General features: G+C 71.7%; 27 protein-coding genes. 11 read left to right on the top strand and 16 right to left on the bottom strand.

The features are described 5' to 3' along the window. Positions 1-152: 152 nt before the first annotated feature. Positions 153-1,325, top strand: a complete 1,173-nt coding sequence (locus tag HV826_RS27490; RefSeq protein WP_368671002.1) for a serine/threonine-protein kinase — start codon at positions 153-155, stop codon at positions 1,323-1,325. 69 nt (positions 1,326-1,394) lie between these two features. Beyond that, a complete protein-coding gene (locus HV826_RS27485; protein ID WP_176419926.1) occupies positions 1,395-2,774 on the top strand; it encodes a serine/threonine-protein kinase in 1,380 nt (459 codons plus the stop codon). 21 nt (positions 2,775-2,795) lie between these two features. On the opposite strand, the gene HV826_RS27480 is transcribed toward HV826_RS27485, so the two are convergent. Next, complete coding sequence (locus HV826_RS27480) at positions 2,796-3,767, bottom strand: zinc ribbon domain-containing protein (protein ID WP_176419925.1); 972 nt, start codon at positions 3,765-3,767, stop codon at positions 2,796-2,798. Further along, a complete protein-coding gene (locus tag HV826_RS27475; RefSeq protein WP_176419924.1) occupies positions 3,764-4,783 on the bottom strand; it encodes a hypothetical protein in 1,020 nt (339 codons plus the stop codon). Before HV826_RS27475 ends, HV826_RS27480 begins: the two co-directional genes overlap by 4 nt. A 64-nt stretch (positions 4,784-4,847) precedes the next feature. Between HV826_RS27475 and HV826_RS27470 the strand changes: the two genes are divergently transcribed. From HV826_RS27470 to HV826_RS27445, 6 genes are all read left to right on the top strand, one after another. Next, positions 4,848-5,153: a hypothetical protein gene (locus tag HV826_RS27470; protein ID WP_176419923.1), complete on the top strand. Its 306-nt coding sequence runs from the start codon at positions 4,848-4,850 to the stop codon at positions 5,151-5,153. A gap of 78 nt (positions 5,154-5,231) precedes the next feature. Continuing rightward, a complete protein-coding gene (locus HV826_RS27465) occupies positions 5,232-5,915 on the top strand; it encodes a hypothetical protein (RefSeq protein WP_176419922.1) in 684 nt (227 codons plus the stop codon). A 132-nt stretch (positions 5,916-6,047) separates the two neighbouring features. Then, positions 6,048-7,268 carry an ornithine--oxo-acid transaminase gene (gene rocD, locus HV826_RS27460; protein WP_176419921.1) on the top strand — a complete coding sequence of 407 codons (1,221 nt, stop codon included), beginning with the start codon at positions 6,048-6,050 and terminating at the stop codon, positions 7,266-7,268. A 135-nt stretch (positions 7,269-7,403) separates the two neighbouring features. Beyond that, positions 7,404-8,348 (top strand): ArsA-related P-loop ATPase, encoded by a 945-nt coding sequence (locus HV826_RS27455; RefSeq protein WP_176419920.1) that lies wholly within the window; start codon positions 7,404-7,406, stop codon positions 8,346-8,348. 52 nt (positions 8,349-8,400) lie between these two features. After that, positions 8,401-9,525 (top strand): ArsA-related P-loop ATPase, encoded by a 1,125-nt coding sequence (locus HV826_RS27450; protein ID WP_176419919.1) that lies wholly within the window; start codon positions 8,401-8,403, stop codon positions 9,523-9,525. A 110-nt stretch (positions 9,526-9,635) separates the two neighbouring features. Further along, the gene (locus HV826_RS27445; protein WP_176419918.1) at positions 9,636-10,805 is read left to right on the top strand and encodes a CBS domain-containing protein; all 1,170 of its coding nucleotides are present in this window, start codon (positions 9,636-9,638) and stop codon (positions 10,803-10,805) included. A gap of 68 nt (positions 10,806-10,873) precedes the next feature. Here HV826_RS27445 and HV826_RS27440 read toward each other — a convergent pair whose 3' ends face one another. From HV826_RS27440 to HV826_RS27415, 6 genes are all read right to left on the bottom strand, one after another. After that, a complete protein-coding gene (locus HV826_RS27440) occupies positions 10,874-11,692 on the bottom strand; it encodes a Rieske (2Fe-2S) protein (RefSeq protein ID WP_176419917.1) in 819 nt (272 codons plus the stop codon). Then, on the bottom strand, positions 11,689-12,267 hold the full coding sequence (locus tag HV826_RS27435; RefSeq protein WP_176419916.1) for a YceI family protein: 579 nt from the start codon (positions 12,265-12,267) through the stop codon (positions 11,689-11,691). The genes HV826_RS27440 and HV826_RS27435 overlap by 4 nt, the downstream gene beginning before the upstream one ends. Positions 12,268-12,304: 37 nt before the next feature. After that, positions 12,305-13,171: a hypothetical protein gene (locus tag HV826_RS27430; RefSeq protein WP_176419915.1), complete on the bottom strand. Its 867-nt coding sequence runs from the start codon at positions 13,169-13,171 to the stop codon at positions 12,305-12,307. 393 nt (positions 13,172-13,564) lie between these two features. After that, positions 13,565-13,990 carry a nuclear transport factor 2 family protein gene (locus HV826_RS27425; protein WP_163779875.1) on the bottom strand — a complete coding sequence of 142 codons (426 nt, stop codon included), beginning with the start codon at positions 13,988-13,990 and terminating at the stop codon, positions 13,565-13,567. Positions 13,991-14,152: 162 nt separating this feature from the next. Beyond that, positions 14,153-15,592, bottom strand: coding sequence for a hypothetical protein (locus HV826_RS27420; protein ID WP_255208179.1), 1,440 nt, complete (start codon positions 15,590-15,592; stop codon positions 14,153-14,155). 202 nt (positions 15,593-15,794) lie between these two features. Continuing rightward, positions 15,795-16,916, bottom strand: coding sequence for a LysM peptidoglycan-binding domain-containing protein (locus tag HV826_RS27415; RefSeq protein WP_176419914.1), 1,122 nt, complete (start codon positions 16,914-16,916; stop codon positions 15,795-15,797). 273 nt (positions 16,917-17,189) lie between these two features. On the opposite strand from HV826_RS27415, the gene HV826_RS27410 reads away from it, so the two are divergent. After that, positions 17,190-17,777 carry an SCO family protein gene (locus HV826_RS27410; protein WP_368671001.1) on the top strand — a complete coding sequence of 196 codons (588 nt, stop codon included), beginning with the start codon at positions 17,190-17,192 and terminating at the stop codon, positions 17,775-17,777. Between the two features lie 110 nt (positions 17,778-17,887). On the opposite strand, the gene HV826_RS27405 is transcribed toward HV826_RS27410, so the two are convergent. Then, positions 17,888-18,319, bottom strand: a complete 432-nt coding sequence (locus HV826_RS27405; RefSeq protein ID WP_176419913.1) for a hypothetical protein — start codon at positions 18,317-18,319, stop codon at positions 17,888-17,890. A 150-nt stretch (positions 18,320-18,469) separates the two neighbouring features. Beyond that, positions 18,470-18,937, bottom strand: a complete 468-nt coding sequence (locus HV826_RS27400; RefSeq protein WP_176419912.1) for a hypothetical protein — start codon at positions 18,935-18,937, stop codon at positions 18,470-18,472. 178 nt (positions 18,938-19,115) lie between these two features. Here HV826_RS27400 and HV826_RS27395 point away from each other — a divergent pair, with 178 nt between their 5' ends. Then, positions 19,116-19,517 (top strand): hypothetical protein, encoded by a 402-nt coding sequence (locus HV826_RS27395; RefSeq protein WP_176419911.1) that lies wholly within the window; start codon positions 19,116-19,118, stop codon positions 19,515-19,517. A 9-nt stretch (positions 19,518-19,526) separates the two neighbouring features. On the opposite strand, the gene HV826_RS27390 is transcribed toward HV826_RS27395, so the two are convergent. Together HV826_RS27390 and HV826_RS27385 are read right to left on the bottom strand one after the other, a co-directional pair. Beyond that, the gene (locus HV826_RS27390) at positions 19,527-20,114 is read right to left on the bottom strand and encodes a Fis family transcriptional regulator (protein ID WP_176419910.1); all 588 of its coding nucleotides are present in this window, start codon (positions 20,112-20,114) and stop codon (positions 19,527-19,529) included. Positions 20,115-20,252: 138 nt separating this feature from the next. Continuing rightward, positions 20,253-21,614 carry a universal stress protein gene (locus tag HV826_RS27385; RefSeq protein ID WP_176419909.1) on the bottom strand — a complete coding sequence of 454 codons (1,362 nt, stop codon included), beginning with the start codon at positions 21,612-21,614 and terminating at the stop codon, positions 20,253-20,255. A 51-nt stretch (positions 21,615-21,665) separates the two neighbouring features. Here HV826_RS27385 and HV826_RS37480 point away from each other — a divergent pair, with 51 nt between their 5' ends. Continuing rightward, a complete protein-coding gene (locus tag HV826_RS37480; RefSeq protein WP_255208598.1) occupies positions 21,666-21,791 on the top strand; it encodes a hypothetical protein in 126 nt (41 codons plus the stop codon). Here HV826_RS37480 and HV826_RS27380 read toward each other — a convergent pair. The 4 genes from HV826_RS27380 to HV826_RS27365 all read right to left on the bottom strand — a co-directional run. Beyond that, positions 21,788-22,201: a type II secretion system protein GspG gene (locus tag HV826_RS27380; RefSeq protein ID WP_176419908.1), complete on the bottom strand. Its 414-nt coding sequence runs from the start codon at positions 22,199-22,201 to the stop codon at positions 21,788-21,790. The two genes, HV826_RS37480 and HV826_RS27380, sit on opposite strands and share 4 nt — an antisense overlap. A gap of 53 nt (positions 22,202-22,254) precedes the next feature. Further along, positions 22,255-23,715: an adenylate/guanylate cyclase domain-containing protein gene (locus tag HV826_RS27375; protein WP_176419907.1), complete on the bottom strand. Its 1,461-nt coding sequence runs from the start codon at positions 23,713-23,715 to the stop codon at positions 22,255-22,257. 47 nt (positions 23,716-23,762) lie between these two features. Continuing rightward, positions 23,763-24,770, bottom strand: coding sequence for an OmpA family protein (locus HV826_RS27370; RefSeq protein WP_217918802.1), 1,008 nt, complete (start codon positions 24,768-24,770; stop codon positions 23,763-23,765). A gap of 41 nt (positions 24,771-24,811) precedes the next feature. Next, positions 24,812-25,779, bottom strand: a 968-nt coding sequence (locus HV826_RS27365; protein WP_176419905.1) for a HAMP domain-containing sensor histidine kinase, incomplete at its 5' end; no start/stop codon positions are given.

Raw genomic sequence — 25,779 nt, 5'->3', positions numbered from 1 at the left:
AAGTTTCCGTCCGCCCCCCCAAGTCAGGAGACTACCTCACAGGGCAAACGTCATGCTATGGACCTCCAAGGTTGAATCATGACGCCGCCGACAATGACAGCCGCTGGGACCACGTCTGAATTGGACCTCCAAGGTCCTATGGGAGTCCATCCGTGACGCCGGGAGAGGACCTGCACCCATTGATGCTCCAGGACTCGGAGGAGGTGGGGGCCTTCCGCATCGTCCGGCGGCTGGCCACCGGGGGCTTTGGCGCCATCTTCCTGGCCGAATCCGAGTCGCACCGGCAGGTGGCGCTGAAGTTCGCGCTCCAGGGCCCCTCTGAGGAGGACGCGCCCGGGGCGGACGCGCGGACCTGGAAGGAGGTCCACGTCCTCATGCGCCTGGAGCACCCCAACGTCGTGGAGCTGCTGGGCTACCGGCGGTGGCCGGACGCGCGTGATGGCTACCTGGTCCTCATCATGGGCTACGTGGAGGGCCCCACCCTGTCCGAGTGGGCCCTGTCCGCGCAGCCCACGCCCCGGCGCGCGGTGCGGGTGTTCCAGCAATTGGCGCTCACGCTGGATGCCATCCACCGCGCGGGCGTGCTCCACCGCGACATCAAGGGCAACAACATCATCGTCCGCGCGTCGGACGGGCAGCCGGTGCTGGTGGACTTCGGCTCGGGGGACCACGCGTGCTCGCCCGTGCTGACCGAGGACACCCTGCCGCCGGGCACGCCCAGCTACCGCAGCCCGGAGGCCCTGCGCTTCTGGGCCCAGCCTCGGCCGGCGGGCTCGCGTTATGCGTTCGCGCCCACGGATGACCTCTACTCGCTGGGGCTGGTGCTCTACGAGGTGCTCACCGGGAGCCTTCCCTATTCAGCGCACCTGCCTCCCGCCGGGCTGCTGGCCAGCATCGAGGTGGGTGGCTTTCCCCTGCCCTCCGTCCGCAACCCCCGCGTCCCGAAGGCGCTGGACGCCATCGTGGCGCGCTTGCTGTCGCCCTCCGCGGCGGGGCGGCCTCCCTCGGGCGCGGCCCTGTTCGACGCGCTGGACGCGGCGCTGGCGGGCGCGGACGCGGCCTGGGACGAACACCTGTTTCCGCCCCGCGCCCCCGAGGAGGCCGTCACCGAGGAGGCGCTGGAGCTCTTCGACGGAGACGAGGAGGCGCGCGAGCTGCGCCGCTGGATGCGTGTCCCGGAGCGAGCGGATCCGCCAGCGTCCTTCGCGCCGCCCACCGAGCCCGCCTCCCCCCGGGCCTTGACGGAGCTCCGCGCCAGCACGGGGTGGCGGCGGTGGCGGGACGCGCTGAAGCGGCTCCTGGCCACGCCGCGCTCGTGGCGCTGAGCCGGCGCGCCATTCATTGGGATGGGGAAATCCCTTCACTTTCATTCAACCTCAGAGGTCCATGAGCCCATGATGACGCCTGACACGACGACGGAGGAGCTTCCTGGAGACCCGCGCAGGCCACGGGTGCTGTTCACCGTGGCCGGCACGGTGTTCGAGTTCGTCCGCAAGCTGGAGATGCGCTCCACGGGGGAGCTGCTGATGCTGGCGCGGCGCCGCTACCGCAATGGCCTGAGCGGACCGGTGGTGGTGAAGCGGCTGCGAAACCCCGCCACGTTCGTGGAGCGGCGACGGCTGGTGGAGGAGGTGGACCTCACGTTCCGGCTCAACCATCCGGGCATCGCCAAGGTGATGCTGTTGAAGGTGTACCGCGGGGCGCCCCACGTGGTGATGGAGCACGTGGAAGGCCGCTCGCTGGACACGGTGCTGAACCTGGCGGCCATGCGGCGGCGGCCCCTGTCCGCGGAGTTCGCGGCGCACGTGACGGCGGAGGTGGCGGAGGCGCTGAACCACGCGCACGGCCTCACGGATGAGTGGGGCCGGCCGCTGCACATCGTCCACCGGGACGTGAGCCCTCGGAACATCCGCGTGGGCGTGCATGGCGAGGTGAAGCTGACCCACTTCACGGTGGCGGCCTCGTCGCTCTCCGGGCGCGAGGTGACGAGCCGGGCGCTGGTGAAGGGGGACATCGCCTACGCCTCGCCCGAGGCGCTGCGGCGACGGAAGGTGGATGCCCGGTCGGACCTGTTCTCACTGGGACTGGTGCTGCTGGAGCTGCTGACGGGCCGGCACCCGCTGATGGTGGATGACCTGGCGCCCGTGCTGGAGCCGGAGCCGCTGGAGCTTCACGCGCAGGGCCCCACGTGGATGCCCGTGAAGGAGGTGGCGGTGCGGATGGCCCAGGTGGGCCCGGAGCAGGTGGAGCGCCTGGCTGCGGGGGTCGCCGAGCCGCTGCGGGTCATCCTGCTGCGGGCGCTGCGGCAGGACCCGTCGGAGCGGTTCCAGACGGGCGCGGAGCTGGCGGAGGCGCTGCGCGCGTGGCTGGAGGCCCAGGGCGGCTACCAGGGACGGCGGGCCGTCGCGCAGGAGGTGGAGCAGGCCGCAGTGGAAGCGACGCTGCGACGCAACCAGGCGGAGCTGCTCGAAGGTGGGCTGCAGCCGGAGGGGCTGACGGTGGAGGAGGCGGCCCTGGCCCAAGAGCCCTCGTCCGAGACGCCCCAGGGCGAAGCCGCGGGGTCCGCGGTCCGCTTGTCCCAGGTGGCCGAGCTGACGCTGGAGGCGCGCATCACCCAGACGGTGGAGCCGGCGGCCGAGGCGCGTCCCGCTATCCCGCCCGAGCCCGAGCCCGAGCCCGAGCCCTCCGCAGCCGACGACGCGCCGCCCACGCCGCCGGAGCCCTCCACCACGGCCCCCGAGGCCACGGCGTCCACGAAGCCCGACACACCGTGACGCGCGCGGCGTCACGGCCGGCTACAGCACGCTGGCGCCGTACAGCACGGCCACCAGCACCAGCAGCGCCGCCAGGATGACCGCCGCCACGCGCAACGGGGAGATGGGCGCCTCGCCCAGCACCACGTTCGCGTCCTGCCCGTGCACCAGCACCCGGTACGGCTTGTCGCGGTATCGATAAGCCAGCACGAACACGGGCAGGGCCAGCCGCTGGGTGCGCAGGCTGGACAGCGCCACTGCGACGTGGACGTTCCGGAAGCGCGAGCCCGGAATGACGCCCTGCTGGAGGCGCTCGCGGGCCAGGCGCTCCACCGCCCCCAGCACGCTGCGCCGGGCTCCCGAGCGCGTGGCCTCGAAGCGCTCGATGTGCGCGCCTTCCGGCCCCCGTGGCGTGTCCTGGCCGGAGCCTCGCTGGTAGTGGGGCGCCAGCGCCTCACACTCCTGCACCTTCAACCCGCGCGAGGCCGGCACCGGGATGCCCTGGAAGTCGAAGCGCGTCCGGCCCGCGTGCGGCGCCCAGTCCGAGCGCCGCGAGCCCGCGTTCGAGTCCGCCGTCCAGCTCACGTCCACGCCCGCGTCGAACATCCACGCTGGCCACCACACCGGACGCAGCGACTCCAGAGAGGCCTCCTGCGCCAGCCCGGACGGCCGGAAGAAGCCACCCCGTCCCAGGAAGCCCATCAGCGCGCCGCGCGCGGCCTCGGGGTCCACGTTGAAGGGCAGCCAGTGCTGCGCCTGCTCCACCGGGTCCGCCGTCGTCTCCACGTGGGTGACGGAGCCGCAGTAGTCACACCGGGGCGCCTTCGCCTCCACGGAGTACTCCACCGCCGCGCCGCAGCTGTCACACCGCACCACGCGGGCCCGCGCGCGCTCCACCGCGGCGCGTGGCGGAGGCGGCGCCGTCAGCCCGCAGATGGGGCAGCGCAGGTCCTCCGCCTCCAGCGCGCAGTCACAGCGCTGGCAGGGCGCCACCCTCAGCGCCTCGGCGCTCATCGCCCGCCTCCCGTGAGCAGCCAGCCCACGGCCAGCACCGCCAGCAGCGCCACCACGGCGGCCAGCACCTTCCACGGGGAGATGGGCGCCTTGCCGTGGACGGCCCCCGTCTGCCCGTTGACGAGCACCCGCAGCGGCGGCGCGTCCTTCGCGTACTTCACCGCCAGCACCCAGACGGGCAGCAGGCACACGTCGAGCGCCTCCCAGTCCAGCCGGGACTGGTGCTCCAGGCTCCGGTGCGAGTCCCCCGGCATGAAGCGGGACAGCAGCCCGCTCACGCGCTCCACCGCCTCCTTCCGGGCCAGCGCCTGACACTGCGCCAGGGTGAGCGAGGGCTCCTCCGCCACCCAGCCGGAGATGAGCGCCGGGGTGTAGCGAGCCAGGCCGCGCAGGTCGAAGGGCTCCAGCGCCTCCAGCTCCGCGTTGTCCAGGCCCTTGGACGCGGTGACGAGCACGTCCGCCACGTAGCTGGAGAGCTCCCCCTCCAGCGGGCGCCACTCCGTGCGCGTCACGGTGCGCGTGCGCGTCACCGTCTTCCCGTTCTCCGTCGTCGTGTACGTCTCCGTCTCCTGGTAGTCCTCCCCAATGGAGGCGCGGTAGCGCGCCTGCGCCAGCACGCTGTAGAGGTACGCGGGCACATACACGCCTCGCACCTCGCCCGGCGCCGCGGAGCGGATGCCCGAGCGCGTGAAGCGGCTGCGCGAGCGCAACCACCGCGCCACATGCGCCTTCGCGGCCATATGCGTGAGCGCGAAGCCCAGCGCGAAGACGGGCTCCGGCACACCGGGCACCGGTGGACGCTCCACCACGGCGGGCGCGGCGCAGTAGGGACAGCGCGTGGTCCGCAGCGCGGGCTCCAGCACCAGGCGCGCGCCGCAGGACTGGCACCCCAGGTGGAGCAACGGCCCGGCCACGGCGGACGGTGTCTGTTGGGATTGCTCGGCCATCCCGCCAGTCTTGGCGCACCCGGCCAGGGACGTCCATCCCGACCGCCTGCCCGCCCTCCTGGCTTGCATGCCCGCCGGCACGTTGCCGCCGGCCTGTCCCGTTACGACCGTAGTGTGACGGAGGGAATCCACCATGGCTCAGCGCGACAAGCAGCAACAGCCGGGCATCCAGCCACCCGAGGATTACTACGGCCGCGCGCAGGAGCCGCTGCAGCCCACTCCGGAGAGCGAAGAGGAGCGCGACCTGGCGGACACCGCCGAGGCGGCTGAAGACACGCCTCACGTGCGCACCCGCACCATCGACCCGACGGAGCGCACGCCCGGCGCCATCCTGGATGAGATTGGGGATGGGGATGGACCGCGCAGCGACGCCGGCACCAACCCCTTGCCCGACACGTACTGGAACGCCTACCCCGACGGCGAACCCCAGAGGGAGTAAGCCCTCACGCCGTCCAATGCGTGTCAGCCCCCCTGTGTACTGTGTGCTCATTCGCCAGCACCCAGGGGGAGCGATTCCATGGCGGAAATCCGTGAACTGCCGCGTGTGTCCGTGAACAAGTTGGGCGAGTACCTCGTCGCCACGCCCGCGCGCCGCAAGCGCATCATCCGCGACCAGAAGCACCCGGTGGAGCAGCAGTATCTGCGCTATCCGGAGGCGTCACATGCGATTACGGACTTCCTCTGCCGGGGCATGGAGTTGTCCATCCTCCGCGAGCACCAGCGCCGCTTCGCGTGCAGCGTGCCCCAGACGGAGTTCGAGGCGCAGCGGCTGCAACTCTGTTCGGAGGCGCTCGAGCGCTTCGCGGACCTGCTGCCCTGGTTGGATTTGGAGGAGACGCTCATCAGCGCGGTGGGCGCGGAGCCTCCCGTGCTGGAGGTGGCGGGCGTCACCATCAGCGTGCGGCCGGAGGTCGTGCTCCAGCGCATGGACAGACATGGCAACGCGCGCGTGGGCTTGATGAAGCTCTATTTCTCCAAGCACCAGCCGCTGGATGAGCGCTCAGGGCAGTACATTGGCACGCTGCTCCAGCGCTTCACCGAGCAGCACCTGTGCCCGCTGGGCCCGTGTGACCACCGCCTCATCCAGGTGGTGGACGTCTTCGCGGGGACGGTCTTCACCGCGCCGCGGGCGCACATCCGGCGGCTGAGCGACGTGGTGCTCGCCTGCGAGGAAATCGCGGAGCGCTGGTCCGTCCACTGACGCGGCGAGCCATGGCGTGGGTGCGGTGCTCAACGAAACAACCGCCTGGGCGCATGCGAGGGTGGACACGTCGAAGGACTTCATCGAAATCGAGGGTCCTGCTTCGCGCCACCCGACACCCCAGGGAGTTCCATGAGCACCGAGCACGCCGCCCCCGCCCTCTCCACGCGCGACTTCATTGACCTGGAGGAGCGGTATGGCGCGCACAACTACCATCCGCTGGACCTCGTCATCGAGCGGGGCGAGGGCTGCTGGGTCCATGACGTGGAGGGCCGCAAGTACCTGGACTGCCTGAGCGCGTACTCGGCGGTGAACCAGGGGCACTGTCACCCGCGCATCCTGGAGACACTGCGCGAGCAGGCCGCGAAGGTGACGCTGACGTCACGGGCCTTCCGCAATGACCAGCTCCCCCACCTCTACAAGGCCCTGCGGGAGCTGTCTGGCCTGAGCCGCGCGCTGCCGATGAACTCGGGGGCGGAGGCGGTGGAGACGGCCATCAAGCTGGCGCGCAAGTGGGGCCACACCGTCAAGGGCATCCCCGAAGACAAGGCGGAGGTCATCGTCTTCGCGAACAACTTCCACGGGCGCACCATCAGCCTCATCAGCTTCTCCACGGAGCCCAGCTACCGGCGGGGCTTTGGTCCCTTCACGCCCGGCTTCACCGTGGTGCCCTACGACGACGTGGAGGCGGTGCGGCGCGCCATCACCCCCAACACCTGCGCCATCCTGATGGAGCCCATCCAGGCGGAGGCCGGCGTGCTGATTCCGCGCGATGGCTACCTGAAGCAGGTGGCCGGGCTCTGCCAGCAGCACCGCGTGCTGTTCATGGTGGATGAAATCCAGACGGGCCTGGGGCGCACCGGGAAGACGTTCGCCTTCCAGCACGAGGACGTGCGGCCGGACGTCGTCGTGGTGGGCAAGGCGCTGTCGGGCGGCTTCTACCCGGTGTCCGCCGTCATGGCGGATGACGAGGTGATGGGGGTGCTCCGCCCCGGCGAGCACGGCAGCACCTACGGCGGCAATCCGCTGGGCTGCGCCGTGGCGCGCACCGCCCTGGACGTGCTGCGCGACGAGCGCCTGGTGGAGCGCTCCGCTGAATTGGGCGCGTCGTTCCTGGCCATGCTGAAGACGCTGAAGAACCGCCACATCGTGGAGGTGCGCGGCCGGGGGCTGATGATTGGCGTGGCGCTGGACATCTCCGCGCGGCCCGCCTGCGAGGCGTTGATGAAGGAGGGCGTGCTCTGCAAGGAGACACACGACTCCGTCATCCGCCTCACGCCGCCGCTCATCGTCACCCAGGCCGAGCTGGACTGGGCCTTCGCGCGCATCAAGAAGGTCATCGAGGCGCTGTAGTCGCTGGCGCCGCCCGGGCACGCGAGCGACCGCGTGCCTGCGCCGCACCGGAGCCTCGGTTGTCCTGGTGTGTCGCCTCCCCCACCGTATCGGGGACAGCGCGCGGCCTGGGGCGCTGCGACAGGACGGTGGACGGTGCTCGAAGCCCTCTGGGACAGGCGTGCGCTGCTCGTATCGGGCAAGGGAGGCGTGGGGAAGACGACGCTGGCGGCGGCGCTGGCCGTTGCCGCCGCGCGCGCGGGCCGCACCGTGCTGCTGGCGGAGCTGGCGCCGGAGGAGGACGGGCCTTCGCCCCTGGCCGCGCGAGTGGGAGCGCGTCAGGTGGGGCCCCAGGTGACGCGGGTGCGTCCCGGGCTCCACTTCGTGCGGCTGTCCGCGTCGGAGGGCCACCGGCACTTCCTGGAGCGCGCCCTGCCCGCGCGCTGGCTGGCCGACGCCGCGCTGCGCACTCGGGCCCTGCGCCGCTTCCTGGAAGCCGGGCCCGCGCTCCGGGAGATGGGGCTGATGTACCAGATGCTGGCCCTGCTCCGGCTCACCCGACCGGATGGGCGCTTCGTCCACCCGCTGACCATCGTCGACCTGCCCGCCACGGGACACGCGCTGGCGCTGGCCGCCCTTCCCCAGCGCGTGCTGTCCCTGATGCCCGGGGGTCCCATCGGACGTGACGTGCGGGAGGGGCTCGACTTCCTCCAGGACCCGGCGCGCACCGCGGTGGTCCTCACCAGCCTGCCGGAGCCGCTGCCCGTCAGCGAGGCGCTCACCGTGGCCGCCGAGCTGCGCCGGCTGGAGCTGCCCCTGTCCGCGGCCGTCCTCAACCGGATGCCGGAGGACCCCTTCACGCCCGAGTCCCGCGCCGCGGTGCGCCGGCTGCTCGCCGCGCACGGGCCGCACCAGGGGTGGCGTGAGCTGGAGCGGCTGGAGCGGGCCCGGGCCGCCGCCCGCCGGCTGTCGCGCACGCTGCGCGCGCCGCTGCTCACCCTGCCAGAGCTTCCCGCCACCGGTCCCGCGCTGGTCGAGGCGCTGGCGGAGGGCTTCGCCCCTCACCCGGAGCACGCGCTCCGGCAGGAGGCCCTGCCGTGAGCCACGGACCGCGAGGCGGTGGGCGCTGGCGCGTGTCACAGAGGCGCACGCCGTGAGCGCGGGCGACCTGCGCCGGCTGCTGAGAGACAAGCGCGTCGTCGTCCTATGCGGGGCGGGCGGCGTGGGCAAGACGACGACGGCGGCGGCCCTGGGCGTGGCCGCCGCGCGCGCGGGACGGCGGGTGCTGGTGCTCACCATCGACCCGGCGCGCAGGCTCGCGGAGACCATGGGGCTGCAGGAGAGCGGCCCCGAGCCCACGTCCATTCCCCCCGAGCGCCTCTTCGCCGCTGGCCGCCAGGGCCCGGGCCTCCTGGATGTGTGGATGTTGGACCCCCGAGCCATCTTCGAGCGCATGGTGCACCGGCTGGCGCCCACGCCCGAGGCGGCGCGCGCGATTTTCGACCACCGCCTCTACCGCTTCCTGTCGGAGCTGGTGGCGGGCGTGCAGGAGTACGCCGCCGCCGAGGCCCTGGACGGCTTCCTCGAGGATGGCCGCTACGAGCTCATCCTGCTGGACACGCCGCCCAGCCGGCACGCGCTGGACTTCCTGGACGCGCCCGGCCGGCTGGCGCGCTTCCTGGATGAGCGCATCGTGTCGCTGTTCGGCCCGGAGAAGCGGGCGCGCGGCGGGCGGCTGTGGCACGGCGCGCAGGTGGTGGTGGACCGCGTCCTGGCGGGCATCTTCGGCGCGGGCTTCACGCAGGAGATGCGCGGCTTCATCGGCGCGTTCGGCGGCCTCTTCTCCGGCATGCGGCTGCACACGGAGCGGCTGCACCAGCGCCTGGCCTCGCCGGACGCGGCCTTCCTGCTGGTGACGTCCCCTGAGCCCGCCTCCCTGCGCGAGGCCACCTGGTTCCGCCAGACGCTGTCCGCGCGGGGCCTGCCCTTCGCGGGCTACGTGCTGAACCGGAGCTGGGCCCATGACGACGTGCTCGCGGCGCCCGAGGCCCTGCTGGAGCACGCGGGCGGCGACCGCCACGTGGAGCACGCCGTGGCGGCCCTGTCACGCCTGGCCGCGGTGGAGCAGGCGCGCGCCAAGGCCCACCAGGACGTGCTCGACCGCCTCACCCGGCACCTTCCCACCGGGACGCTCGCGGTGGCCGCGCCGGACGCGGGCGCGGAGTTGGAGGAGTTCAGCGGCCTGGTCCGCCTGGGAGACGCGCTGGCGGCGGGGTGAGGAGCGCCAGGGAGGGGCAGGCACCCGCTCGCTCGGACGCCCGCACCTTGGAGGCGCGCGGCCTCACCACCAGCGTTGCAGGTTGAACCCCACTGCGCCCGAGGAGCGTCATGGCCCACAGAAGCATGGACAACGGCAGGGATGAACCCCACCGCGAGGCGGACGTGGCGCCTCCAGGCTCGCGGGAGCGCGCCGAGTCCGACCTCACCGGCTGGAACCCCGCCCGCGACGAGGAGGCCTCCACCCGCCAGGGCCGCTACCACCGCGCGGCGACGATGCGCATGGCCAGGCCGCGCACCCAGGTGGATGACGGGCCTCGCGAGGACATGAACGGCACGCCCCCGGAGGGCAGCGGCCCCTACGGCCGGGACGACCGGGACAGCCACTATGCCAGCGGCAAGGGCCCCCGGCACGACACCGGGGAACAGGACGTCGAGTTCTCCCGCCAGCGCGCCGACTACCGGTCCTGGGACCGCACCGGCTACGGCGGCGGTGGCGACGAGCCCTCCCGCACGCAGGCCCCTCAGGGAGAGTCCTACCGCGACGTGCGCTTCCATGGCCGTGAGCGCGCCTTGCACGGCGAGGAGCGCCATGGCGACCCGCGCCCCCACTACCGGATGGACCGGAGCGCTGCCCATGGCCCGGGCCGCGACGAGGCGAGCACCTACCGCGGGGAAGGCGCGGCGTCCGCTTCAGCCCGTGACGAGGCGAGCACCCATCGCTGGGCTGGAGCAGGCGCGCCTTCGTCCTCCGGCGCGCGGCGTGACGGCGCCAGCAGCCAGGTCTACACCGCCGTCGCGGGCCGCACCCGCCACGGCCGCTGGCGTCACGAGCCGCTGATGGCCCGCGAGGTGATGACGCGCAACGTGCGCACGGCGCGCCCGGAGAGCCCGCTGCGGGACGTGGCGCAAATCATGAAGGACGAGTCCTGCGGCGTCGTCCCCATCGTGGACGAGCGAGGCCGGCTGGTGGGCATCGTCACCGACCGGGACCTGGTGGTCCGCGCCCTCACGGGAGGCCGCGCACCCGAGCAACTCCGCGCGTCCGACGTGATGACGGATGACGTGGAGGCCGTCACGCCGGACGACACGCTCCATGACGTCATCGGGCTGATGGGGCGCCGTCAGCTGCGCCGCATCCCCGTGGTGGAGCGCGACGACGGCGTCGTGGGCATCATCTCCCTGGGCGACATCGCGCTGCGCGCCGACCACGACGAGGAGCTGCAACAAGCCCTGGAGCGCATCTCCTCCAGGCGCTCCTTCTGGAGCCGGCTCGGCTGAGCGACGCCGCGGCGCCCTTCGGGTGCGGGCGGGCCTGGTGTCGGGCCCACCCGCGCCCGGCGCATGGCTCACGCCACGCCGGTCAGCACCACGGAGTCGCCTGTCTCCGACACCGTGAACTTCTTGAGGGGCATCGTGGCCGGGCCCTGCGTCACCGCGCCGTCCCGCGTGAAGATGGACGCGTGGCAGGCGCAGAACAGGTCCGCCTCCTGCTCGCGGTAGTTCACCTCGCAGAAGGCGTGGGTGCACACGGAGTCCACCGCCGACAGCGAGCCGTCCTGCAAGCGGAACACGAAGATGCGCTTGCCGTACCCGGACGGCACCCCCGTCACCGAGCCGCCCACGTCCCGCAGCTGGGGGAACTGGCTGAGCGGGAACACCACCTGCCCGTTCACCGCGGGCGGGAAGTCGCTCTGGCCCGCGCGCAGGTTGATGCGCAGCACGCCGGTGTTCGGGTTGTACTCCGCCGCGAACGTCTGCAGCGGCACGGTGGCCGGCCGCTGGAGCACCGCGCCATCCGTGGCGCTGAAGCGCGACAGGTGGCAGGGGCAGATGACGTCCTTGCCGTCGAAGCCCAGGGGGCAACCGACGTGCGTGCACAGCGACGACAGCACGGAGAAGTCGTCCGGCGCGCCGTCGTCCTTGGAGTGCACCACCAGCAGCGGCACCTGCTCACCCGGGACGCGCACCGTCAACGCGCCGCCCACGGGCTCCAAATCCGGATAGCGCGACACCAGGATGTCCACTGTTCCCGCATCGCTGGCCGTGACGTCCGTCACCGGAGCGGGGTTGATGTCCGGCGCGCAGCCCGGCAGCGTCGTCGCCGCCGCGCTCGCCGCGCCTGTTCCCAGAATGCCCTTGAGGAATCCTCGTCGCGTCGAACTCACGTACCCTCCACCTCGAATACCAGCTTGGGCTCCAGCACCAGGACGTCGTCCACCTTCACCATCAGCAGCGACGGGCGGTTGACGTTGTAGGCATCCAGGCTGATGTCGAAGCTGCCCTCGGCCACCGCCTCCTTCTCCGACTTGAACAGCACCGTCATCGGAATCTCCACGGTCTTCTTCACGCCGTGGAACGTCAGCTGGCCCTTCACCTTCACCGGCACCTTCGCCGGGAAGCTGGTGGGCGGCTTCACGCCGGTGGCCACGCCCTTGAAGTCGATGATGGGGAACTTCGCCGCGTCCGTCGTCTCCATCATGTGCGCGTCGCGGTTGGCGTTGCCCGAATCGAAGTCCTTCACGTTGGCGCGCACCGCCACCTGGAGCGTGCCGTCCGGCAGCAGGCGGGCCTTGCCGTCACTGGGCGGCGCCTTGCCCACCACCTCATGCAGCTTGTGCTTGAGCTTGTAGGTGAGCGAGCTGGCGTCCTTCTTGACGCTGTACGTGCGGGCCTGCGACTGCGCGACTGCGGGCAGCGCGAGCACCAGGGTGGCGAGCAGGGCGATTCGTCGAGCAATCACGTCAACCTCCAGGGAACCACTACGAAAGGCATGCGCTTCAGAAGAACAGCGTGAAGACGCCGGCCGACACCGCGCCCAGCGTCACGTAACCGGAGATCTGGTGCGCGGTGGCCAGGTCCGTCTCCGACAGCCGGCCGAAGCGGTCCGTGGCCATGATGCCCAGGACGATTTGCGCCACCATGCCGACGGTGGCGAGCGCCATGAACAGCTTGTGGACGGTGATGGTGTCCCACTGGAACGTCTCCTTCTCGAAGGGTTCCGGCGCCAGCACCCCCAGCAGGCCCACGGTGGCGAACAGCGCCGACGTGCCAATGGCGAGCCCCCGGTGCAGGCCCAGCAGGTTGCGGTCATCACCGCCGCCGCGGAACGAGTCGTTGAACTGGAGCTGCCCCACCACCGTGGTGCCGACCAGGCCGGCGGCCATCGCGAAGCCCAGGCCCTGGTGCAGCTTGAGCATGGTGCGGCGCCGGCCGATGCGCTTCTCCAATTCCGGGTCCACCTGCGCGGCGGCCGCGGCCTCGGCGGGCTCCAGCAGGTCGAAGTCCAGCGAGTCCCCCCCTTCCGCCGCGGCGCCGGACTCCTTCTGGACGGTAGGCGCGTCGTCCGTCGGAGACAGGGGCCTGGCGGGCTCCACCTGCATCATGGGCTGGGCGGGCTGAAGCTCCGGGGCGTCCACGGCCGGCGCGGCCTTCTTGGCCTTCTTCGCGGGCTTGCGCTTCGACGTGGCCCTGGTCGGCTTCGCCGCCTTCCTCTTCGTGGCCTTCGCCTTCGTGGCCTTCGTCTTGGAGGAGGACTTCACCGCCCGGGTCTTTTTCGCGGACTCGGTCTGGCGCTGCTGGGCCCAGGCGGTTTGGGGTGCGGCAATCAGCGACAGGACGATGAAGAAGGCAGCGAAGCGGGTCATCAGGCTTTTCCGTGTAGACGCAAGGCAAACTGCCGGGTCAGGACCGGTCATCCGAGCTCGTGTCCTCCGCCACACCATCACCCACCCACCTTCTCCGAGGACGGAGCAAACGCTAGCGCGTCCGGGCTTTCCGGGAAACGCACCGCGTCGAACGGTACCGCCTAAAAATCGGCGGACCGGCATCATTTTCCGCGATCCCTATCCGGACAGCGTCGGCAGTCCGGGGACGCGGCGGCTGACGGTAGCGTCCGCGCTTGGGAATCGGGAGGTGTCTGAAGGTCACGGCCCAGTGTCGGGCAACGGCCAGGGGTGGAGGGCGCGACCGGGCTGGCGAGCCCGGCGGCTCACTTCACAGGGAACAAATCGACGCCCCGGGCGGGGCGGCCGCACGCCTCACGCGGGGGTGGTGGCGGGGACTTCCGTGCGCGGCGCGCTGCCGGCGGTCAGCTCCAGGCCGAGTGCGTGCGGATCAAAGTACGCGTAGAAGCGGCGGATCCGGTCGCCATCCCACTCGATGATGGACACGCCCTCATAGGCCACCGCCGCGCCGTTGTGGGCGGTGCCCTGCGTCTCCCATTCGAGCGCGACGCGGGAGCCCGCCTCAATCATGTTGCGAAAGGTGGACTCCACGCGCTGCAGCGTGCCCTTGTATTCACGCCAGAACCGCCGGGCGCCCTCCTGGCCGGAGAAGACCTGCGGCGAGGCCACGTTGCTCACCTGCGCGTCGTCACTGAAGAGGGAGACGAGGGCCTCCATGTCGCCTTCCTTCTCCAGCTTCGCCAGTGCATCCACGAACCGCTGCGCTCGCTCCATCGCCATGCGCTGCCTCGCTCCTCGTGAGAGAGTCACTCAGGGGAAGGGTGCGCACGCCTTCGGGACATGGCCCTCCAGAAGGGCCCGGCGCCTCGCTCTCCGGGCGGTCGCGCGGGGGACTCGCCGCAGGGCCCGGTGGTGGACGCACGTCTGACCAGGTCCGTGGCCTCAGCGCGGCAAGGCCCGGGTCCACGCCTCCCGATTCCACCCTTCCTTCGCGTAGGCCGCTCGCGTGGACTCAGGCAGCGCGTCCCACGTCGTGCGGGATGCCAGCTCGGCCGGCGGATGGAAGACGCCCCGGTGCTCGCGGTCGACGGCCTGCCGAGCCCGCTCCGCCGTCAGCCCCTTCATGGAGAAGCCCGCCTCGACGCTGGCCTGGCTCCCATCCGCCTTGAGCTTCGCGGACACGCCGCCCCCGAGCTCCGCCTTCCTCGAGTTGAGCGTCGCCTGTACCTGGAACAGCGTGCCGACGCCCACCGCGACGCGCTGCTCGCCGTCCGAGGCCAGGCTGAGCTCCACGAGTCCCAGGTTCACCTTGACCTTGCCCTCCGTCTCGCCCGAGCTGTCATGTGACACCTCGACGCCCACGGGGCCCGCGCGCGCGGCGACGCCCACGTCCCCCTTCAGCGCCCCGTGTCCCCGGGTGTCGAGCGCCGCCTTCGCGCTCCACTGGGCGCGCTCGCTGCTGACGCCCACCTTGCCGTGGAGCTGCACCGTCCCCGCGGCGCGCTCCCCGGAGAGCTCCCGCTGCCGGGCGCTGACGTGTTGCAGCGGCAGGTTGAGTGTCTTCGGCTGGCCGATGCCCGCCTTCCAGGCCGCCTCGTAGTCCCGCCGCGACGGGTCCTTCCACTCGAGGCCCAGGAGGGATGCGGGCAGGTGCGCGGCGCGTGGCGGCCCCAGCGCGCCCAGCTCCTGGAGGCTCTGGGCCCCATCCACGGCGCGGGCATACCGGCCGAGGTATTCGGCGTGCGCCCGGTAGAAACCCGCGCCCGCGTCGATGGCGTGTGCGTTCACCGCGTCACGCATCGCCCCCGGCAGCCGCCGTTCGTTGACGAAGACGTCCGGCACCGCCGGGTAGCCCAGGGGGCCCACCGGGCCTGACTCCCCGTTGCGCCGCTGGAGCACGCCCTTCGACTCCGCCTGCTCCAGGAACGCGAGCCGCGAGCCCGCGTCTTGCGCCTTCACGTATGCGTCCAGCAGGCCGCCGTGCTGCAAATGCTCCAGCGCGGCCCGGTAGGTGCCCGCCGGGAGACTTCCCAGCGTGGTGTGCACCGCCCGCACGTCATCGGCGCCGACGGTCCAGTTCTCCAGGCCCCGCGTCAGGCGCGCGCGGAGGCCTTCGAGGACGTCCGGGCGCGACCAGCCTCCCAGCACGGCCAGCTCCCCCGCGGACCGGGCAGGGCCCGCATCCGCGGGTGTGGCTCCGCGAGCCGGGGGCTCCGGCGGCTTCGCGGTGGAGCCGTCGAAGGCGCGCACCTCGTTGCGCTGGGGGGACGCCTGCGCGCGGGGCTCCGCGGCGCGTGCCGGAGACGGGGGCCCCGCTGTGGCCTCCGCGGGGATGTCGATGGTGGACAGCGAGGAACCGCCGGACGAATCGATACGAGGCATGGGGACGCGCTCCGGAAAGGAACGGCCTGTCCGATGCAGCCAGCGCACCAGGGTGCCTCCCGGGGCCACGCGCGTCCGGTGGTCGCCCCGGCTGGACGTGGCATCTCCCCAGTGGGATGGGGCTCGCCCGAAACGCGACGGGGACCGGGGCCTTGCTGGCCACGGTCCCCGCTTCACCGCACCGCGCGTTGGGAGCGCGGGCTCAGAAGACGTTCTGGGCGCGGCGGTAGTACATCTCGCGGTCCGCCAGGCCGTTGTAGCCCCCGTTGATGCGGCGGGTGACCTCGCGGAAGTTGCCCGCGTCCGCGTAGGTGTTGAGGTTGCGCGACGACCAGTACCAGCCGGCGATGCGGAACGCGACGTCCGGGTCCTTGGCGCGCTGGGGGTTGCCCTCCAGGTCGATGCCCAGCGCCTGGCCCGCGGCGCGGTAGTTGGCGCGGCCCGTGAGCTGGATGGGGCCACGGCCCTTGTAGCGGACGCCGTCGCCCGGCTGGGTGTTGCCCAGGTCCCTGCGCCCCTCGTAGGCGGCGCCGGAGGCAATCTCCTCCATGTAGCGGAGCTGGCCGCTCTCGTGCGCGAGCTGCGCCAGGAAGGCCGCCTTACGCATGGGCGTGGTGATGTTCGCCTCCGCCATGGCCCGGTTGAGGTGGGGCAGGTACTGCTCCGCCTTCGCCTGGGACAAGTTGGGCATCACCGCCCGGAGCTGCTGCACCGTCACGCCGGCGGAGCCACCGGTCGGCGGCTTCGGGCCACCCACGCCCCCCACCGGCGGCTGGTTCGGCGTCGGCCGGGTGGGCGACGCACCGCCCCCGCCCGGAATCGTGAGCCGCTGGCCCACGTAGATGAGGTTGGGGTTGGAGATGTTGTTGGCCTTGGCCAGCGCGCTCACCGACGTGCCATGCCGGCCCGCGATGCCGCTGAGCGTGTCACCCGACTTCACCGTGTACGAACCGCCGCCCGAGGAAGGCGCCGGGCTGCTCGGCGCCGCGCCGCCCGTCCCCGGAATCGTGAGCCGCTGGCCCGCGTAGATGCGGTCCGGGTTGGAGATGTTGTTGGCCTTGGCCAGCGCGCTCACCGACGTGCCATGCCGACCGGCGATGCCGCTGAGCGTGTCACCCGACTTCACCGTGTAGCTGGAAGCCGCCCGGCCCCCACCCGAGGCGCGAGGCGCGTCGAAGCCGTCCGGGATGCGGAGCTGCTGCCCCGCGTAGATGAGGTTCGGGTTGGAGATGCCGTTGCTCTTCGCGAGCGACGACACGGAGGTCTTGAAGCGCTGGGCCAGCGCGCTGAGGGTATCGCCACGGCGAACGGAGTAGGTCGTCACGGGGGGGCAGACTCCTGAAAACAGAGAGGCGACGTGCCTACATTTTCGTAACGACTGAGAGGATGTTTCCCCGTAAGAGCTGTTATTTATGTATAAACTAATGCAGAATCACTGAAATCACGGAATTGTGACAGCCAGGATGTCGCACCCCCACGGCCGCGCTTGTGTGACTCCGGGGGTTCCGTTACCTCCGGGGCCATGTCCGCTGACTCCGTCCTTCCGGCCCCAGGGGCCCGTCTCACGCAGCGCCCGGGGTTCTGGGCAGGTGTCGCCGTGGCCGCGCTTGGCGTCACCGCCGCGACGGGGAGCATGCTGATCCGTGGCCAGGGCAGTGGCGCCCTGCCCCAGCTGGGCGCGCTGCCGGACTTCACCTTCACCCGGCATGACGGCCAGCCCTTCGGGAGCACCCAGCTCCGGGGCAAGCCCTTCGTGGCCAACTTCATCTTCACGCGCTGCCCCACCATCTGCCCGGCCTTCACGCGGAAGATGGTGGGCGTGCAGGACGCCACCGCGTCCTTCGGGGCCGGGCTCCAGCTGGTGTCGTTCTCCGTGGATCCGAAGTACGACACCCCGGAGCGGCTCACCGAGTATGGCGAGCGCCACGGCGCGGACTTCTCCCGCTGGAGCTTCCTCACGGGCGACTACGAGCAGCTGAAGGAGACCATTGTCCAGGGCTTCAAGGTCAGCATGGGCCGTGAGCCCGGAGCGCCCGAGGACGACCTGCTCTCCATCTTCCACGGGACGCACTTCGTGCTCGTGGACGACGCCGGGCAGATTCGCGGCTACTACGACAGCGCGGACAGCGACTCCACCGAGCGCCTCATCCGCGACACCCGCCGGCTGGCCCAGACAGGGCACTGAGCACCGCGGCGGTGGCCGCGCCAGCCCGCAAAGCCGAAGGGCCGGCCCCGCAGCTTCGCGGGAGACCGGCCCTGGGGCTCGCTACCAGTTCGCGCCAGGGGCGCGGATCATCACTCCACGAAGCGGGCGTGGTTCTGCGCGATGATGTTCTGGAAGTTCTGCTGACCCAGCGGGTTCTCCACGAAGGCGCCGACCTTGTCCGCCGCGCCCTTGACCGTCTGCGCGATGTTGGTGATGTCCTGCACCTTGGGGGCAATCTTGGACAGGAAGCCCAGGCTGCCCAGCGTGCCCTCACCCAGGAAGGACGAGGCGCCCTGCTTCACCAGGTTCTCCACCGTGGGGCCCAGGAACTTGCCGACCAGGGGCAGCTTGCCGACCTTCTCACCGATGAACTTGGCGATGGGGTCCACCAGCGAGCTCAGGGGCTTCTGGAGGAACTCCATGGCCTTGCCGCCGATGTTCGCGATGCCACCGGCAATCTTGCTCACCGTGCTGGCGACGTTGCTGATGACCTTCGTAACGGACTTGAGTGCGCTGCCCATGGTCGTGCCCCTTGAATTCTAGATGCCTGGAAGGCGGAGATTTGTGCCGGAAGGAAAACTCGAAAGGATTCTCGGTGCATGTGGGGAATTGTTTCCTCCCACCTTTTTCGTCGAATTTTCCCCTCCGGCCGCTGCCCGTGGTTTCAGGAATTACGGACGGTTACCACCGCTGCTGCCCTTCTTGAGCTGATCCATCAGCTCCTGGCGGGCGGCAGGATCTTGCGGACCGGTGGGGGCGGCGCCGCCCACGGGGGGGGCGGTGAGGGACGGCTTGCCGGCGGTGGAGGCCTTGTCCTGGGTGAACTTGGAGGCCTCGAAGTCCGGGGGGGAGCCGGGCAGCTCGCCCTTCATGCCCTTGATGAGGATGTTGGCGGCCTCCTCGGCGGAGAGGGGGTTGAAGCCGTTGCGGCGCAGCTCCTCGTCGGAGATGACGGCGACCTCGGCCTCCTTGTCCTTGTCCTGGGCGTACTTGAGGACCAGCTCCACGTAGTCCTCGAGCTTCATGCTCACGGCCTCGGCGATCTTCTTCGTCTCCGGGTCCTTGAGCAGCTCCGCGCGAACGACCTCGATGGGCCGCTTCAGGCCGCGCTTCGGCTTTCCGGTGTTGTCCTGGGACATGCTCTTGCTCCGAGAAGGAAATGGGACAGTGCGCCGGACTCTAGCCCAGTTTCCCCGCTTCACACATTCCCGCCCACCTTGGAATGCGGGGGCCGGAGCGGGGGAGACGGCTTCACGCCCGTGTGCCCGTGACTACCTTTGGCGGCAGCGAAGGACAGCCAGAGAGACGAGGCACGCCATGGCGATTTCCAAGCGGGGGCTGGTGGACAGGGTGAAGGAGGTGGCCGTCGAGGCCGGCACGCGCGGAGCGCGGGTCCTCCTGGGCACCGCGGTGGTGACGGCTCGGGGGGTAGCCAACCTCCAGTCCAGGATTCGGGGCACGCCGACCCGAGGCCGCGTGAAGTCGGCGGGGACGCGGGGCACGGCCAAGGCGGCCCGCGGCGTCATCGAGAGTGGCAAGCCCACGAAGACGCCGGCGCGCCGCAAGTCACCGTCCGCCAAGACGGCCTCCGCGGCGGGAGCGAGCAACCCGGTGGGCCGCAAGTCCGTGCCCGCCCAGGCCGCCGCCGCCAGGCGCGGCGCCGCGAAGAAGGCGCGCCCCGCCACCAAGACGAAGCGCGGACAGAAGCACCGGCACTGAGGCGAGGCCTCAGCGGGCGGCGTTCCTGGACACGGCCTTCGCGCGCGCGCCGCCGCTCACCTTCTTCTGCTTGGGAGCGATGCGCGTCACCGTGCCCGGACGCCGGGCAATGGCCGCCTCGCGGGCCGCTTCCTCGGCGGCGCGGGCCACGGCGGCCTTCAGCGCGAGCTGTTCGGCCTGCTGTGCCCAGCGGTGCTTCAACACGTCCCGCAGCCCGTCCTTCTGCAGGTCCACCTGGGCCTTGTGCAGGCGGTAGTGCAGGTCCTCGCGCAGCGTGCCGCGCGCCAGGGCCGCGTCCGCCGAGCCGGAGACGCCCAGCACCAGCTTCGGCCGCTCCTCCTGCGTCCGCAGGCACTGCAGCAGGACGAACTGCGCGTCCCGCCCCAGCTTCGCCACGTCCGGGATGAACACCACCCCGTTGGGCTGCCGGAGCGCCTGCGGCAGCTCCGCCGCCTGCCGCACCTCCGCCAGCTCCACGTTGAAGTTGCGCGCGGCTTCCTGCGCCCAGCTGCGCCGCTCCTCTTCCGTGCCCCCATGCAGGAGCAGCGAGGAACGGTTACAGACGAGCTCCACTTCACGATAACCCTGCGGTGTCACCGGCGGCCCCCCTGCGTCTGGAAATGCGTGATTTCTAGATGCTAATCCAGACGTGCCCTTTCGGGCACGTCGGAGCCGGCACCACCTGATAATCCTTTCATGTAATGACAGGTGTTCCCGCTGTCTGGAACACCTGCCTCAGGCGGAGGGCACCACCATGACGGGCCGGCGGCAGCGGGCCACCAGCTCATGGGCCACCTCGCCCTCCAGGGCGTCCCGCAGCCGCGAGGGCTCCAGGGACGTCCCCACGCACACCAGGTCCACCCCCTCGCGCTCCGTGGCCTGGCAGATGGCCAGCGTCACGTCCTCGCCCGTCACCCCCTCCACGCTCCAGCGCACGGCCTGGGCGGTCTCGTCGCGCGGCACCAGCGCCCACAGCCGCTGGAGCACCCCTTCCCGGTCCCTCACGGGCTCGGGCAGCACGCCGTAGTGGTCCGCGAAGCCGCGGTCCTCCAGCTTGCGGCGGTGGACGTGCAGCAGGTGGACCCGCCCCCCCGGCCCCACCAGCGTGCGCGCCTGGAAGATGGCCTTGGCGCTGGCCTCGGAGAAGTCCACGGGCACCAGCACGCTGCGCGGCGCGCGGTCCGCGCGCCGGGCCTGCACCATGGGCGGCACACACACCACGGAGTGCGCCGCGTGCCGCAGCACGCCCGCGGACACCGAGCCGTGCCACAGCCGCTTCACCCCGCTGCGCTGGTGCGTGCCCACCACCATCAGGTCCACGCCGCGCGTGTGCGCCACGTGCATCAGGTGGTCCGCCGGACGGCCGAAGCCGGGCTCCAGCACCACCTCCACGCTGCCCTCGCCCACGAGCTCGCCCACCTGCTCGCGCACCTCGCGTTGCAGCACGCGCTCCACGATGGGGTCCAGCGCCTCCATGTCCTGCAGCCCTGGCTCCAGCAGCTCCACGTGCACGGGGCTGTGGATGCCCAGCCGCTCCCGCTCGTCCATGGGCGAACACACGTAGGTGGCCAGCACGTCACACGGCCCCACCCGGCGCAGTTCGCGCAGGAAGGCCACCGCGGCGCCCGTGGTGGAAGAGCCGGGGTCCACGCCCACCAGCACCAGCAGCCGCCTGCGGCCCCTGGCCCAGTCGGTCAACGCGGTGTCGCTGCGCACGGCCAGCACCGGCGCGCAGCCGTAGCGGGACAGGCGTTCGGGCACCGTGGCCCGCCGCCACGCCGAGGTGCGCCAGCCGGACGCGGCCACCACAATCCACCGCGCCTGCCGGCACTCCTCGTCGCTCAGCACCTCGTCGGCGGGGGTGCCCGTCTGCAGCCGGTAGCGCACCACCCGCGCGAGCGCCTCGAGCCGCGCAGCCTCCGCCTCCAACCGCTGCTGGGTGAGCGTCAACGCGCTGGAGCCGTCGTCGAGGAAGGCGTCGCCCTCCGCGACGCCCAGGAGCAGCAGCGGCTCTTGCAGCCGTCCCGCCACGGCCGCCGCCACGTGGGCCGCCGCGAGGGACTCAGGGGACAGGTTGGTGACACACACGATGGCCATGGCTGCCCTCCAGGTTCGGGAAGACCCTTCCCCGTGAAGGAAACGATGGCCATGGCGACGCCAGGGAGCGGGCACCCGCGCCACGCTGGCTCGCTCCAGGGCCCGGCGCACACCGCGGACGTGGGCTCGCGGGGCATGGACACGCCCCAGCGCCTGCCCGCCCGGCGCGTGCGCTAGCGCGCCACCTTGGGCGCGGCGTGCCCGTCGTGGTTGGTGTGGTCCTGCTCCTCGCCCGAGCCGCCCCGGTCATCGCTCTTGCCGAAGGTGGCCAGGAAGACCTCCTCGCCGTTGCTCGTGTAGCGGTACACCCGGCCCCACGGGTCCAGCGGCACGGAGGGCAGGTACGCGGGCACCAGCAGCGCCTCCACGTCCGCGTCTTCCGGCAGGCTCCCCTTGTCCGCGAGGTAGCGGCCCAGGGCCTCCTCCAGCACGGCGAAGTCCTGGTGGATGCGGTCGGCGTGCACGGCCTTGGAGCCGCTCAGCGCGCCCACCAGGACGGCGACCACCAACCCGAGTCCGAAGACGAGCCCCACGAACAGCACGGGGGAGCGGCGGGACGGAGGGGGCTCGTCAGACGAGGCGTTCATGACACCTTCCTATAGCCCCTTTCCGCTCGCGAGGCGCGCGTGGACTTCACCCCTTACAGGGCACGGAACAGTGGAACGGGCTGCTGCTTGCCCTTCAGCCGCACGGGAGGCAGGTCCTCGAAGGCCGTCTCGTTGGCGTCCACCAGCTCACGGGTGCGCTCCCCCACCAGGATTTCCCCCGGGCCCGCCAGCGAGCACAGCCGCGCGGCCACGTTCACCGCGTCACCGATGCAGGTGTACTCGGCGCGCACCGTGCTGCCGATGTTGCCCGCCACCACCACGCCCGAGTTGATGCCGACGCCCAGCTCCAGCACCAGCGGCTGGCCCTCGCGCCCGCCCGCCGCCCACTCCGCCTCCGCCTCGATGCGCAGGTCCGTCAGCGCATCCATCATCATCTTCGCGGACTGGAGCGCACGCAGCGCGTCATCCGGACGGGCCACCGGCGCGCCGAAGACGGCCATCAGCCCGTCACCCAGGAACTTGTCCAGCGTGCCGCCGCAGGTGAGCACCGCGTCCGACATCCGCCCGAGCACCTGGTTGAGCACCCCCACCACCTGCTCCGGCGGCAGGCTCTCCGCCAGGCCGGTGAAGTTGCGGAGGTCCGCGAACAGCAGCGTCACCTCGCGCTTCTCGCCGGTGAGCACCACCGCGTCCGCGCTCTTGAGGATTTCCTCCACCACCGCGTCGGACGTGTAGCGCGCGAACAGCTTGCGCATGCGCTCCGTCTCGCCCGTGCGGCGCACCACGCTTTCGATGCGCGCGGCCAATTCGTCCATGGACGCGGACTTGTTGACGTAGTCATCCGCGCCGGCGCGCAGGCCGCGCACGCGCTCCGCCTCCACGTCGTTGGCGGTGAGGATGATGACGGGCACCGCGTGGCTGGGGCCTTCCTTCAGGCGGCGGCACAGCTCCACGCCGTCCAGGCCGGGCATCTCCAGGTCACTGAGGACGATGACGGGCTGGATGCGGCCCATGCTCTCCAGGGCCTCGAACGGGTCCTGGAAGCAGAGGACCTCGTAGCCCAGCGCCACCAGGCCCTCCTGCACGAAGGCGCAGGCCAGCGGGCTGTCGTCCACCACCACCACGCGGCGGCGGCCGTCGGAGGAGGGACGCGGCAAATCCTGCCGCCCGGCGATGCGGTTCTGCAGCCCCAGCGCCTCGTAGATTTGCTTGTAGGTGCAGTGGCCCAGCTCCACCAGGATTTCGCCCAGCTTGCGGCCGTCGCGGCGCTGACGCGCGAGCGCCTCGTCGAGCTGCGCCAGCGTCACGTACTTGAGCCCCACCAGCAGCTCGCCCAGCGCGGGCTGCAGGGGGCTCTTGTCCTGGTGCAGCCCGAGCGCCTCTCCCAGCGCGTCCTGAATCTGCTCCCGCGTGACGTAGCCCAGGGAGATGAGGGCTTCCCCCACGCGCTGCCCGGTGAGGGCCTGGAGGGCGAGCGCCTCCTGCACCTGGCTGGGCGAGACAATCCCCAGCTTGAGCAGCAAGTCACCAAACAGGGGGCTGGGAGCACTCATGGTGGGCGAGCGTACCCCACACCCCCCACCCACGGGGAGCCCGGGACTCATGGACGCCCGCGCGGCGCCACCACCCGGAGGTCCATCCGGCGGTTGGCCTCGCGTCCGTGGGAGGTCTCATTCGACTCGACGGGCTTGTCCGGGCCGAACCCCCACGCCTCCAGCCGGTCCGGCGGGACACCCCGCGCCACCAGGTAGTCCCGCACCGCCTCCGCGCGCGCCAGCGTCACCTCCCGCTGCACGTCCGATTCCCCGCGGTTGTCGGTGTGGCCCTCGATGGCGATGACGCCCAGCCGCGGGTGCAGCAGCAGGACTTCGGCCACGTTGTCGAGCGCCGGCTGGACGCGCGGCTGGAGGGTGGCGGTGCCGGGCGCGAAGGTGATGCGCTCCAGCAGCTCCAGCCGGTCCGGGCGGATGACGACGCGCTGCTTGCGCGCCGCCGGGCAGCCCTGGTTGTCCAGCGCGCCCCGCTCGCGCGGGCAGTTGTCCCGGTGGTCCGCCACGCCGTCGCCGTCCACGTCCCGCTCCGGGCAGCCCCGCAGCGAGGGCAGGCCCTCCTCGTCGGGACAGGCGTCCTCTTCATCCGGCACGCCGTCCCCATCCGCGTCGCGGACGGGGCACCCCTCGCGCGAGGCGGGGCCGGGCTCCTCCGGGCACTTGTCCGCCGCGCCCTCCACCCCGTCGCGGTCCGGGTCGTCGACGGGGCAGCCTCGCCGCTCCAGCAGGCCGAACACCCGCGGGCAGGCGTCCTTCGCGTCCTCCACGCCGTCCTCGTCCGAGTCGCGGATGGGGCAGCCGTCCCGCGAGGCGGGCCCGGCGCGACGCGGGCACGTGTCCAGCGCGTCCTCCACGCCGTCCCCGTCCGTGTCCTTCGCGGGGCAGCCCTGGAGCCTCGCGAGCCCGCGGATGGTGGGGCAGGCATCCTCCCCATTGCGGACGCCGTCCCCATCCGCGTCCAGGCCCGGCTCCAGCGCGGGCGCGTGCCGGCAGCCCGGGGCGGCCATGGCCAGCACGGCGGCGAGCAGGGCCAGTCGGTGGAGTGCGCGCGTCTTCATCCGCGGAACCAGAGCGCAGCGAGTGCGGGCTGTCCAGACGCTCACGCTGGCAGGGGCAGCTCCACGGTGAAGGTGGAGCCCTTGCCCGGCTCGCTCGCCAGGTGGATGCGGCCGCCGTGGGCCTCGACGATGCGCTTGGTAATCCACAAGCCCAGGCCCAGGCCCTTGAAGTGCTGCACCGACGCGGAGCGCTCGAACTGCTCGAAGATGCGCCCCTGCTCCTCCGGCGACACGCCGATGCCCTCGTCGCGCACGGACAGCCGCGCCACCGGGCCCACCGCGTCCACCTCCACCGTCACCGGCCGACCCGCGCCGTACTTCGCCGCGTTGGTGAGCAGGTTCACCAGCACCTGCTCCAGGCGCAGCCGGTCCCACTGCCCCGACACCGGCCTGTCCAGCAGCAGCCGCACCTCGTTGCCCGCCAGCGCCAGCTCCTCGGACATGCGGCCCACCAGCTCGCGCGTCAGCGCCGCCAGGTCCACCTCCTCGCGCTTCAGCCCCAGCCGCCCCGAGCTGAGGCGCGACACGTCCAGCAGGTCATCGATGAGCAGCCCCAGCCGCTGGCCCGCCTTCGCCGCCCGCTCCGCGCGCTCCGCCAGCCCGTCCACGGCCATGGCGTCGCGGGCCATGCGCGCCAGCAGGTGAATCTGGAGCTGGAGCGCGTTCAGCGGCGACTTCAGCTCGTGCCCCGCCACCGACAGCAGCTCGTCCCGCGCCTTCACCGCCTGCGTGGCCGCGCCGTACAGCCGCGCGTCCTCGATGGCCAACGCCGCGCGCGCCGCCAGACTCTCCAGCAGCGCGCGCTCCTCCACCGAGTACTCGCGGCCCCGTGCCTCGCGCATCACCCCCAGCGTGCCCAGCACCCGGCCGCGCACGCCCAGGGGGACGACGATGACGCTGTGGGGCCCGTAGCGCTGGAGGAAGGGCATGCCCTCCGGCACGCGCTCATCGCGCAGGTCCTCCGCCTGGAGGCGCGGGACGAAGAGCGGCTGCCCCGTCGCCGCCACCC

Origin of the sequence: Myxococcus sp. AM010, assembly GCF_013372585.1 — a bacterium.
Classification (GTDB): domain Bacteria; phylum Myxococcota; class Myxococcia; order Myxococcales; family Myxococcaceae; genus Myxococcus; species Myxococcus vastator.
The sequence above is the reverse complement of the archived record's forward strand: the minus strand, read 5'-3'. Positions and strand labels throughout refer to the sequence as shown.

What these genes read in the sequence shown, in the direction of transcription:
- HV826_RS27485 (WP_176419926.1), top strand. Translation starts at nt 1,395, where the DNA reads ATGATGACGCCTGACACGACGACGGAGGAGCTTCCTGGAGACCCGCGC.
- HV826_RS27480 (WP_176419925.1), bottom strand. Translation starts at nt 3,767, where the DNA reads ATGAGCGCCGAGGCGCTGAGGGTGGCGCCCTGCCAGCGCTGTGACTGC.
- HV826_RS27475 (WP_176419924.1), bottom strand. Translation starts at nt 4,783, where the DNA reads ATGCAAGCCAGGAGGGCGGGCAGGCGGTCGGGATGGACGTCCCTGGCC.
- HV826_RS27470 (WP_176419923.1), top strand. Translation starts at nt 4,848, where the DNA reads ATGGCTCAGCGCGACAAGCAGCAACAGCCGGGCATCCAGCCACCCGAG.
- HV826_RS27465 (WP_176419922.1), top strand. Translation starts at nt 5,232, where the DNA reads ATGGCGGAAATCCGTGAACTGCCGCGTGTGTCCGTGAACAAGTTGGGC.
- rocD (WP_176419921.1), top strand. Translation starts at nt 6,048, where the DNA reads ATGAGCACCGAGCACGCCGCCCCCGCCCTCTCCACGCGCGACTTCATT.
- HV826_RS27445 (WP_176419918.1), top strand. Translation starts at nt 9,636, where the DNA reads ATGGCCCACAGAAGCATGGACAACGGCAGGGATGAACCCCACCGCGAG.
- HV826_RS27430 (WP_176419915.1), bottom strand. Translation starts at nt 13,171, where the DNA reads ATGACCCGCTTCGCTGCCTTCTTCATCGTCCTGTCGCTGATTGCCGCA.
- HV826_RS27425 (WP_163779875.1), bottom strand. Translation starts at nt 13,990, where the DNA reads ATGGCGATGGAGCGAGCGCAGCGGTTCGTGGATGCACTGGCGAAGCTG.
- HV826_RS27420 (WP_255208179.1), bottom strand. Translation starts at nt 15,592, where the DNA reads ATGCCTCGTATCGATTCGTCCGGCGGTTCCTCGCTGTCCACCATCGAC.
- HV826_RS27405 (WP_176419913.1), bottom strand. Translation starts at nt 18,319, where the DNA reads ATGGGCAGCGCACTCAAGTCCGTTACGAAGGTCATCAGCAACGTCGCC.
- HV826_RS27400 (WP_176419912.1), bottom strand. Translation starts at nt 18,937, where the DNA reads ATGTCCCAGGACAACACCGGAAAGCCGAAGCGCGGCCTGAAGCGGCCC.
- HV826_RS27395 (WP_176419911.1), top strand. Translation starts at nt 19,116, where the DNA reads ATGGCGATTTCCAAGCGGGGGCTGGTGGACAGGGTGAAGGAGGTGGCC.
- HV826_RS27385 (WP_176419909.1), bottom strand. Translation starts at nt 21,614, where the DNA reads ATGGCCATCGTGTGTGTCACCAACCTGTCCCCTGAGTCCCTCGCGGCG.
- HV826_RS37480 (WP_255208598.1), top strand. Translation starts at nt 21,666, where the DNA reads ATGGCGACGCCAGGGAGCGGGCACCCGCGCCACGCTGGCTCGCTCCAG.
- HV826_RS27380 (WP_176419908.1), bottom strand. Translation starts at nt 22,201, where the DNA reads ATGAACGCCTCGTCTGACGAGCCCCCTCCGTCCCGCCGCTCCCCCGTG.
- HV826_RS27375 (WP_176419907.1), bottom strand. Translation starts at nt 23,715, where the DNA reads ATGAGTGCTCCCAGCCCCCTGTTTGGTGACTTGCTGCTCAAGCTGGGG.
- HV826_RS27370 (WP_217918802.1), bottom strand. Translation starts at nt 24,770, where the DNA reads ATGAAGACGCGCGCACTCCACCGACTGGCCCTGCTCGCCGCCGTGCTG.